We start from the raw sequence: 10,789 nt of genomic DNA, 5'->3' as shown, positions 1-10,789 counted from the left end.
CCCGCCCCCGCCCCCGCCCCCCCCCCCCCCCCCAACATCGGTTGCGGGCCTCGGGGCCTCTCCAAGCGAACCCACCTCACCCCCGCCCCCCCGCGGCTCGCCCCCCACTACAGCTCCCTCCCTTTTGCGCAGCAAAGGGGAGGGCCGGGGAGGGGTAAGCTTTTTGCCGGTTGATGCAATCCCGGCTTCGCGGCTGACGCCGCTCCTACAAGCATGATGGCGGGTAGAGCCCTATGCCGAGCATGGCTCGGCACTACGCGGAACACACATCACGTGACCTGCATCCCCGCAGTCTGCCCGCGCTCCTGCATAATCAGCACGATGAGCGTCCTGCGTTTTGACAATGTCAGCAAACAATATGCCGGTGGCCATCAGGCGCTGCTGGATGTCAGCTTTGAAGTGGCGGCCGGCGAGATGCTGTTCGTCACTGGGCACTCCGGTGCCGGCAAGAGCACCTTGCTCAAGCTGATCCATCTCAGCGAGCGGCCCAGCCGTGGCGCGGTCATCTTCGGCGAGCGCAATCTGCTCAAGGTGCGCGGCGGCAAGGTTGCCCTGCATCGGCGCGAAGTCGGCGCGGTCTACCAGGACCATCGCCTGCTGGTCGACCGCAGCATCGGCGAGAACGTCGCCCTGCCGCTGATCCTGCGCGGCGACCGCCGTGCCGATACCGGCAAACGGGTGCGCTCGGTGCTGGAGCGGATGGGCCTTGGCCACCGCGAGAAGGCACTGCCCAGCGAACTGTCGGCCGGCGAACAACAGCGTGTCGGCATTGCCCGTGCAATTGTTGCCGAGCCCAAACTGCTGGTGGCCGACGAACCCACCGGCAACCTCGATCCGACCCTGGCGGCGGAAATCATGACCTTGTTCGCCGAACTGCCAGCGCGCGGTACCAGCGTGCTGGTGGTCAGCCATGACCTTGCCCTGCTCAAGCAGATGCGCAAGCGCGTGTTGATCCTCGACCACGGCCGTCTGGTCGATGACATCTCGCCGCAGGACCTGGCCGAATGACTAGCAGCAACAGCAGCGAGAAGCCCGCTACGAACACCAGCACGGCAGCGCCGTCGCGGCTGGCCACCTGGATCAACCACCATCTGCACAGCGTGGTTTTCAGCCTTGGCCGCGCGTTGCGCCGCCCGTGGGCTACCGCGCTGACGGTGGCGGTGATGGCGCTGGCGCTGGCGCTACCGTTGGGGCTGTCGATCGGTTTGGACAACCTCAAGCATTTCTCCGGCAGCGTGCAGCAGTCGCGCGATATCAACCTGTTCCTGAAGACCGACGTCGATGGCGCCGCTGCGCAGGAATTGGCCAAGACCCTGCGCGCCCGTGCCGATGTGGCGCAGGTGCAGCTGCGCACGCCAGACGAAGGCCTGGCCGAGCTGCGTCAGAACGCAGGTCTGGGCGAAGCCATCGATGCGCTGGGTGAAAACCCGCTGCCCACGCTGCTGATCGTGACCCCGGCTGACGGCGCGGATGCCGCCTTGGCCAAATCGCTGGAAACCATGCCGCAGGCCGATCTGGTCCAGCACGACGCGCTCTGGCGGCAGCGGCTGGATGGCTGGCTGAACTTCGGCGCGCGCCTGGTGCAGGTGTTGTCGGTGCTGCTGGGATTGGGCGCAGCGTTGGTGGTTGGCAACACGGTGCGCCTGGATATCCAGGCAAGGCGCGAGGAAATCGGCGTGCTGCAGTTGCTGGGTGCCAGCGACGGCTTCATCCGTCGCCCGTTTGTCTATCTGGGTGCGTGGTACGGGCTCGGTGCCGGTGCGCTCGCCTTGGGCTTGATCGGTGTGTGCGGGCTGGCCCTGCGCGCGCCACTGGCCAATCTGTCGCAAAGCTACGGCAGTCCCTTCATGTTGCAAGGCCTGGATTTGCTGCATTCGGGCATGGTGCTGGTAGGCACCACAATTCTGGGTTGGTTGGGGGCATGGCTGGTGACCGGTCACTTCCTCAGGCAGACTCGCCCGACTGAAACCTGAGGCCCGCATGTCCACGCACGAGCTCAAGCATCTGATCAGCGACGCGCCGCGGGTAATGGTGGTCGATGGATCCAAACTGGTACGGCGCCTGATCAGTGACGTGCTCAAGCGCGAACTGCCGGATGTCGAGGTGGTGGGCTGCGCCAGCATTGCCGAGGCGCGCGAAGCGCTGGCCGCTGGTCCAGTGCATCTGGTCACCACCTCGTTGGCGCTGCCTGATGGTGATGGCCTGGCACTGGCACGTGGCGTGCGCGAAACCGCAGGCCAGGCTTATGTGCCGGTGATCGTGGTCTCCGGCGATGCCCAGCAGCATCTGGAACAGCGCCGCTTCACCGAATACGTCACCGATTATTTCGACAAGGCGCTCGGCCATGAGGCCTTGGCGACTTTCATCCGTGGCTATGTGCAGCCCGAGCCGGTGGCCAATGCCACCGTGCTGTACGTCGAAGACAGCCGTGTGGTGGCCGAAGCCACCAAGCGCATGCTCGAACGCCATGACCTGCACGTCGTGCACGTGCTGACCGCCGAGGATGCGTTCTCGTTGCTCACCGCCGAGTCACTGGGCCGCACCACGCGCCAGGTGGATCTGGTGCTGACCGACGTGACCCTCAAGGGCGAGCTCAGCGGCCGCGATGTGGTCGAACGCATCCGCGTGGACTTCGCCTATGGCAAGCGACGCCTGCCGGTGCTGGTGATGACTGGCGACGGCAACCCGCACAACCAGTCGGCGCTGCTGCAATCCGGTGCCAATGATCTGGTGCAGAAACCCATTGAAGAACGTCTGCTGGTGACCAAGGTGCTGTTCCAGCTGCGGCTGGCGCGCATGGCGCAGCCGGCGGTGGTGCTGTGAGCGAAGACGGCGCACAGATCCAGCTTGAGCCCAGTTGGAAGGCGCGCATTGGCGATTGGCTGCTGCGTCCGGAGATGCGTGAACTGTCTGCCTTCCTGCGCAAGCGCAAGGCGGCCGGCGCCCATGTGTTCCCGCCCGGGCCGGAAATCTTTGCTGCTTTCAACGCCACTCCGTTCGAGCAGGTAAAGGTAGTGGTGCTGGGCCAGGACCCGTACCACGGCTACGGACAAGCGCATGGTTTGAGTTTTTCGGTGATGCCCGGCGTGCCGGTGCCGCCGTCTCTGCTCAACATTTACAAGGAGCTTGAAGCCGACCTGGCCATCCCGCGTCCGGACCACGGCTGCCTGCTGCCGTGGGCGCAACAGGGCGTGCTGCTGCTCAACGCCGTACTGACGGTGGAAGAGGGCAAGGCCGGTGCGCATCAGGGCCGCGGCTGGGAGGGCTTCACCGATCACGTGGTCGACGTGCTCAACCGCGAGCGCGAAGGCCTGGTGTTCCTGCTGTGGGGCGCCTACGCCCAGAAGAAGGGCAAGGTGATCGATACCCGCCGCCACCGCGTGCTCAAGGCGCCGCATCCCTCGCCGTTGTCGGCGCACCGGGGTTTCCTGGGCTGCCGTCATTTCTCGCAGACCAATGACTACCTGCAACGGCGCGGGCAAACCCCGATCCATTGGGCGCTGCCGTAGCGCGTCGCGCTGATCGGTTGACACGATTGGTGGAGAGTGGGGCTTGCCCCTGGTTGATCCGCCTTGCCGCGCCTGTGCTCTTACGCACTTGGGCTTAAATGCCGTGTAGATGCCATGCAGGTGCATGGCACACCGCTTGAGCACAGCAGGGGACAACATGTTCAAGGAATTCGCTGGGCGCGTTCGCGCCCTCACGCCGTGCGTGGGTCAACGCTGGTCCGTAAATGCAGTGCAAGGCCGCGCGCGTTCGATGGCTGTGCTGCTGGTGCTGCTGTGCATCAGTGTGGTGGCGACTCCGGCGCTGGCACAAACGGTCAGCCTGACCTCGGTCAGTCCCAACAGCTTCAGTGCGGCGGGGCAAACGTTGACCTTCAGTTTCCAGGTCGACAGTCCCAGCACGCCGATTGAAGGTGTCACTTTCAACAACGGCACGCCTGTACTTGCCAACAGTACCTGCGGCAGTGTCACCGGTACCGGTAGCAGAGCCTGCACGGCAACCTACCTCACTACTGCTGATGACATGGCCTTGGGCAGCGTGCTGGTTGCACTGCAGTACCAGATGTTGCGCAGAAATGCAGATGGGCTTTATGCGTGGAGAAGCGGTGCCGTGCAGTCCTCGCTGAGCAGGATCAGCTCAGCGTTGGCGCCATCAACGCCCGGCACCCCGTTGGCCATCGCCGGTGTGGCGTCGGCTAGGGTCAGCTTCAGCCCCTCCAGTTCCGACGGTGGTTCGCCGGTTACCTATTTCGTTACGTCCACGGATTTTTCCGTGACCGCCTCCGGACAAAACAGCCCCATCGAAGTGCCCGGGCTCATCCCGGGCAGGTCGTACGCGTTCACCGTGCAGGCGATGAATGGCACCAATAGCAGTATGCAGACCGGTTCCAGCAACTCAGTCATTCCGTTGCCGCCGGCGGTAAACATCAGCGTTGCACCAACCTCGGTTGCTGAAGACAGCGGCGGTAGTCTGGTCTACACCGTGACCCGCAGTGCGGCTTGGCCCGGTGCGTTGACGGTCATGCTTGGCGCCAGCGGCACCGCAACGGCGGGCATCGATTACGCAGGACTTGCACCTACGGTAACGATTCCAGCAAATGCCACCAGCACGACCCTCACCTTGACCCCAATCGCTGATACCGATGCGGAGGCGGATGAAACCGTCATCGTCAGCGTGGCCGCCGGCACTGGTTACACCGTCGGCAGCCCGAGTTCGGCTACCGGCACCATCGTCAATGCCAACCAGGCCACGCTGTCGATAAATGATGTGAGCTTGAACGAAGGCAATGCAGGTCAGACCGGCTTTACCTTCACCGTGAGCCTGAACCAGCCCGCCGGCGCAGGCGGCGTACGCTTCAATTACGCCACTGCCGATGGCTCCGCAACAGCGGGCACCGACTACGTCGCCGCTTCAGGCACGATGACTATTCCAGCGGGTAGCTCCACCGCGACCATTTCCGTGAAGGTAAATGGCGATACCACCTACGAATCCGATGAAACCTTTTTCGTCAACCTGAGCTATGTGTCCGGTGCCACAACGGTTGACGTGCAGGGTGTGGGCACAATTCTAAATGACGATCCTGTTCCTGCGCCTGCGATCACCAGCATTTCACCTGCCAGCGGCCCTGCCGCCGGAGGTACGTCCGTCACCCTCACCGGTGCCAATTTCAGCGGTGCCACTGCGGTGAAGTTTGGCGCCACGAGGGCCGTCAGCTTTAACGTCAACAGCGCTACTTCCATCACCGCCACCTCGCCGACCAGCAGTGCCGGCACGGTGGATATCACGGTGACGACCGCAGGGGGTATCAGCGCTACCAGTGCGGCGGACCAGTTTACCTATGTCAGCCCGCCGAACGCCGCCAACATTGCTGTGTCGAATGTTCATTACAACAGTGGCGTCGTCCCCATTCCGGTCGATCTCAGCAACCATGTCACCAGCGTGGCGGTGGTCGAGGCGGCCAGCCACGGCACCGCCGCAGCCAACGGTAACTCCCTTATCTACACGCCGGTAGCGGGGTATGCGGGGTCGGACAGCTTCACCTATACCATTACCAACGTCGCAGGCACCTCCGCACCGGCCAGGGTGACGGTGACGGTATTGCCGCCCACCATCATGGTAAGCCCAGCCACCCTGCCGGCCGCCGTGGTGGGTACGAGTTACAGCCAGACTTTCAGCGCCAGTGGTGGTGCCGCGCCGTACCGCTATGCGCTTGTTGGAACACCGCCGAATGGGTTGGTGCTCAGCTCCACCGGTGTGCTTTCTGGCATGCCAACGGCGCACGGCACCTTCAACTTTGACGTGGAAGTGAAGGATTCGAGCACCGGCAGTGGCGCGCCGTTCTCGAGGACCGAGGGTTATTCGCTGACGGTGTCGCCGCCGCTCACCGTGTGGTCCATCACCCGTGATGGCGGCTCATCAACCAATGCCAGCAGCCTGTCCTTCAGTGTGACCTTCTCCGAGGTGGTTAACGGGGTGGATTCAACCGATTTCAATGTGACGCCAACCGGCACCGCCAGCGGCTTGGTGCTGTGGGCAGTGGGCTCCGGCGACTTCTATACGGTGGCGGTGGGCAACGTCTCCGGCAACGGCACCCTGCGGCTGGACCTCAAACCCAGTGGTACCGGTATCCAGGGGGCGTTGGGCAATGCCATCACAGGCGGTTTTACCGCGGGCGAGGTCTACACCGTGGATACGGCTTCACCGGAGGTCGCGTCGGTGAGTGTGCCTGCGGCCGGCCGTTATCCAGCCGGAAGCACGTTGGCTTTTTTGGTCACTTTCAACGAAGTGATAGTCGTAACCGGCACCCCGCGGCTGGCCCTGATGGTAGGCGGCAGCACGGTATACGCCAACTATGTTGGGGGCAGCGGTACGCAGTCGTTGTTTTTCAGCTATACCGTGGCCAGCGGTGATCGCGACGACGACGGTATTGCCGTGGGTGCATTGGGCCTCAATGGCGGCAGCCTGACGGATGAGGCGGGCAACGCTGCCAGCCAGACCCTTAATAATGTGGGTGCCACCAGCGCTGTGTTGGTGGGATTGATGACGCAGGCGATCACCGCTTTCACGGCCACCCCGGCCAGCCCGGTGTTCTCGGCCGGCGGCACGTTTGCCGTGTCGGCAACCGGCGGTGCCTCGGGTGAGGCGGTGCTGTTTGCCTCCACCACGCCGGCCGTGTGTACGGTCGCCGGTTCGACGGTGACGATGCTTGGCGCAGGTACCTGTGCGTTGACCGCCGACCAGGCAGGCAATGCCAGCTACAACGCGGCGCCGCAGGAGCCCCTGAGCGTCACGATTGGTGCGGCCACGCAGGCGATCACCGGTTTCACGGCCTCTCCGGCCAACCCAGTGTTCTCGGCTGGCGGCACGTTTGCCGTGTCGGCAAACGGCGGTGCTTCGGGTGAGGCGGTGCTGTTTGCTTCGACCACGCCGACCGTGTGTACGGTCGCGGGCTCGACGGTGACGATGGTTGCTGCGGGCAGCTGCGCACTGACTGCCGACCAGGCAGGCAATGCCAGCTACAACGCGGCGCCGCAGGAAACCTTGAGCGTCACAATTGGCGCTGGCACGCAGGCGATCACCGGTTTCACGGCCAATCCGTCGGCACCGGTGTTTTCGGCGGGCGGCACGTTTGCTGTGAGTGCGAGCGGCGGTGCCTCGGGTGAGGCGGTGCTGTTTGGCTCGACCACGCCGGCTGTGTGTACGGTGGCTGGTTCCACGGTGACGATGGTTGGTGCCGGCACCTGTGAGCTGACGGCGAATCAGGCCGGCAACGGCAACTACATCGCCGCGCCGCAAGAAGTTCTGAGTGTGTCGATTGGCCTGGCTTCGCAATCGATCACCGGGTTTGTTGCCAATCCGTCGGCACCGGTGTTCTTGGCCGGCGGCACGTTTGCTGTGAGTGCGAACGGTGGCGCCTCGGGTGAGGCGGTGCTGTTTGCTTCCACCACACCGGCTGTTTGTACGGTGGTGGGCTCGACGGTGACGATGGTCAGTGCAGGCACCTGTGAGCTGACGGCGAATCAGGCGGGCAACGGCAACTACAGCGCGGCCCCGCAGGAAACCTTGAGCGTCACGATTGGCGCTGCCACGCAGGCGATCACCGGGTTTGTTGCCACTCCAGCCAACCCGGTGTTCTCAGCTGGCGGCACGTTTGCCGTGTCGGCCAACGGCGGTGCTTCGGGCGAGGCGGTGCTGTTTGCTTCGACCACGCCAGCCGTCTGTACGGTGGCGGGCTCGACGGTGACGATGGTCAGCGCCGGGACCTGTGAGCTGGCGGCGAATCAGGCCGGCAATAGCAATTACAACGCTGCCCCGCAGGAGCGCTTGAACGTCACGATTGGTGCGGCCACGCAGGCGATCACCGGTTTCACGGCCAATCCGTCGGCACCGGTGTTTTCGGCGGGCGGCACGTTTGCTGTGAGTGCGAACGGTGGCGCCTCGGGTGAGTCGGTGCTGTTTGCCTCGACCACGCCGGCTGTGTGCACGGTCGCAGGTTCCACGGTGACGATGGTTGCCGCCGGCAGCTGTGCGCTTACTGCCGACCAGGCAGGTAATGCCAACTACAACGCGGCCCCACAGGAAAACTTGAGCGTCACGATTGGCGTTGCCACGCAATCGATCACCGGGTTTGTTGCCAATCCGGCCGCACCGGTGTTCTCGGCTGGCGGCGCGTTTGCCGTGTCGGCCAACGGCGGTGCTTCGGGTGAGGCGGTGCTGTTTGCCTCGACCACGCCGGCTGTGTGTACGGTGGCTGGCTCCACGGTGACGATGGTCAGCGCCGGCAGCTGTGCACTTACTGCCGACCAGGCAGGTAATGCCAGCTACAGCGCTGCCCCACAGGAAACCTTGAGCGTCACGATTGGTGCGGCCACGCAGGCGATCACCGGGTTTGTTGCCACTCCAGCCAACCCGGTGTTCTCGGCCGGCGGCACGTTTACTGTGAGTGCCAACGGTGGCGCTTCGGGTGAGGCGGTGCTGTTTGCTTCGACCACGCCAGCCGTCTGTACGGTGGCGGGCTCGACGGTGACGATGGTCAGCGCCGGGACCTGTGAGCTGACGGCGAATCAGGCCGGCAATAGCAATTACAACGCTGCCCCGCAGGAGCGCTTGAACGTCACGATTGGCGCTGCCACGCAGGCGATCACCGGGTTTGTTGCCAATCCGGCCGCACCGGTGTTCTCGGCCGGTGGCACGTTTACTGTGAGTGCCAACGGTGGCGCCTCGGGTGAGGCGGTGCTGTTTGCTTCGACCACGCCAGCCGTGTGTACGGTCGCAGGTTCCACGGTGACGATGGTTGCCGCGGGCAGCTGTGCGCTTACCGCCAACCAGGCGGGTAGTGCCAGCTACAGCGCTGCCCCACAGGAAACCTTGAGCGTCACGATTGGTGCGGCCACGCAGGCGATCACCGGCTTCACGGCCACTCCAGCCAACCCGGTGTTCTCAGCTGGCGGCACGTTTGCTGTGAGTGCCAACGGTGGCGCTTCGGGTGAGGCGGTGCTGTTTGCCTCGACCACGCCGGCTGTGTGTACGGTGGCGGGCTCGACGGTGACGATGGTTGCCGCCGGCAGCTGTGCGCTTACTGCCGACCAGACGGGCAATGCCAGCTACAGCCCGGCACCGCAAGTAAATCTGCAGGCGGTGATTGGCAAGGCCTCACCGGTATTGTCGTGGCTGGCTGATCTGCGCAAGCGCCGTGGGGAAGCCGCTTTCGACCTTCCGGACCCCGATAGCGACGGCCCGGGTGGCTTCAGCTTCCAAAGCAGTGATACCAATGTCGCACGTATCGACGGTCGTACCGTGACACTGGTGGGCGCGGGCACGGCAACCTTGACGGCAACCCAGGCTGCGTCAGCGGACTTCATTGAGGCAAGCGTAAGCCTGCAGCTGATCGTGGATGAACGTCCTGATCCCAGCCACGATCCGGGCGTTACGGCCGGCGTACAGGCTCAGGTGGATGCCAGCCTGCGCTTCGTGCAGGCCCAGCAGGACAACATCCGTTCGCGGTTGAGTCAGTTGCGTCACGGCGGCAGTGCTTCTTCGCACGCGATGTCTGTAAACCTGCAAGGTGCTGCCGGGCAACAGGGCTTGTCGTTGAATGCGGGGCAGCTGGGCGCGCCGTCGCCGAAGCTGCCGGCGGGTTGGGGTTTTTGGAGCGCAGGCGCCATCCAATGGGGCGAACGCGATGCGCGCGCCAATGCGGAAGGTGCCAAATTCCGCACCGATGGCGTCAGCGTGGGCATGGACCGCCGTTTCGGCGAGCATGCGGCCTTGGGTCTTGCTGGCGGCTTTGGCTGGAACGAAACCGACTTCAACTCCGTCGGGTCGGGCATGGATTCGCGCCAGCGCTCGTTGGCGATGTACGGCAACTGGCAGGACCGTGCCTGGTTCGTCGATGGCTTGGTGGGCTGGGGCCAGCTGGATTTCGATATCCGGCGGCGCAGCAATGATGTTGGTGCGTCAGCGAGGGCCTCACGCGAAGGCAAGCAACACTACGCCTCGTTAAGCCTGGGCTACGACCATCAGGGCGAGGTGGGCATGCTTACCGGCTATGGCCGGCTGGACGCCAGCCGTACCACCTTGCAGGCCTATCGTGAGCATGGGCTGGGCGATTACGACCTGCAATACCGCCGGCAGACGTTGGACAGCAGCACCGCTGCGCTCGGTGTGGAAGGGCGTTACGCGTTCCGCACCGCGCGCGCGTCGGTGCGCCCGTCGTGGATGCTGGAATGGCGGCAGGCGCTGCGCAGCAGCGGCGATGCCGCGCTGAACTATGTGGTGGCACCCAGCGAGAACGATTACCTGCTTGGGGTGCGTAGTTACAACGACAACACCTTGGCGTTTGGTGGTGGCGTGGAGTTCGGCTTCAGCAGCGGTTGGACGATGGCCCTGCAATTCCGTCGCGAGCAGGCCAGTGACGTGTTCGCCAACAGCTTCGGCTTACGCCTGAGCTATGGTCAGCAGGCGCCGCTGCTGGATGCTGAGCAGGCATGGTGGCGCGAAAACGGGTTGACCCGCCCGCAGGTGGAGGCCGTTCCCAGAGGCGGCAAGTAAGCGCTGTAGCGCAGGCGATGGCTGGTCATCACAGGTGGCCAGCCACGCAGGCGGCTGGCGGCTGAATCGCCTGCTTGCTTGTCATATCGCGGTGGCCTTGGCTTTGCTACCTTGCAGGAGTTGGGAATGCCGTCGTTGCTGTCGCCTATTCAGGTTTGACCTCGAGTTTGCGAACAAAAACAGAACGCTGGAACTTTTTCTGTACTGAGCAGTCCAATAGTTCGACTGCTAA

Annotated in this window: 5 protein-coding genes; all 5 read left to right on the top strand. The window is 64.1% G+C overall.

What is annotated here, in order from left to right; translation table 11 throughout:
- Positions 1–321: 321 nt before the first annotated feature.
- The 5 genes from ftsE (at position 322) to ACVOK8_RS13180 (ending at position 10,557) form a co-directional block, all read left to right on the top strand.
- Entirely contained in the window at positions 322–1,008 is a 687-nt protein-coding gene (gene ftsE / locus ACVOK8_RS13200) for a cell division ATP-binding protein FtsE (protein ID WP_282272950.1), read from the top strand.
- Positions 1,005–1,973, top strand: coding sequence for a permease-like cell division protein FtsX (gene ftsX, locus ACVOK8_RS13195; RefSeq protein WP_481567218.1), 969 nt, complete (start codon positions 1,005–1,007; stop codon positions 1,971–1,973). The genes ftsE and ftsX overlap by 4 nt, the downstream gene beginning before the upstream one ends.
- 7 nt (positions 1,974–1,980) lie before the next feature.
- Positions 1,981–2,823, top strand: a complete 843-nt coding sequence (locus ACVOK8_RS13190) for a response regulator (protein WP_057628046.1) — start codon at positions 1,981–1,983, stop codon at positions 2,821–2,823.
- On the top strand, positions 2,820–3,509 hold the full coding sequence (gene ung / locus ACVOK8_RS13185; protein ID WP_481567217.1) for a uracil-DNA glycosylase: 690 nt from the start codon (positions 2,820–2,822) through the stop codon (positions 3,507–3,509). Before ACVOK8_RS13190 ends, ung begins: the two co-directional genes overlap by 4 nt.
- Before the next feature lie 157 nt (positions 3,510–3,666).
- On the top strand, positions 3,667–10,557 hold the full coding sequence (locus tag ACVOK8_RS13180; RefSeq protein ID WP_481567216.1) for an autotransporter domain-containing protein: 6,891 nt from the start codon (positions 3,667–3,669) through the stop codon (positions 10,555–10,557).
- The last annotated feature ends 232 nt before the right edge of the window (positions 10,558–10,789 follow it).

The sequence above is a fragment of the Stenotrophomonas sp. STEN083 genome, from assembly GCF_056759195.1.
This window is presented reverse-complemented; position numbering and strand designations above follow the sequence as displayed.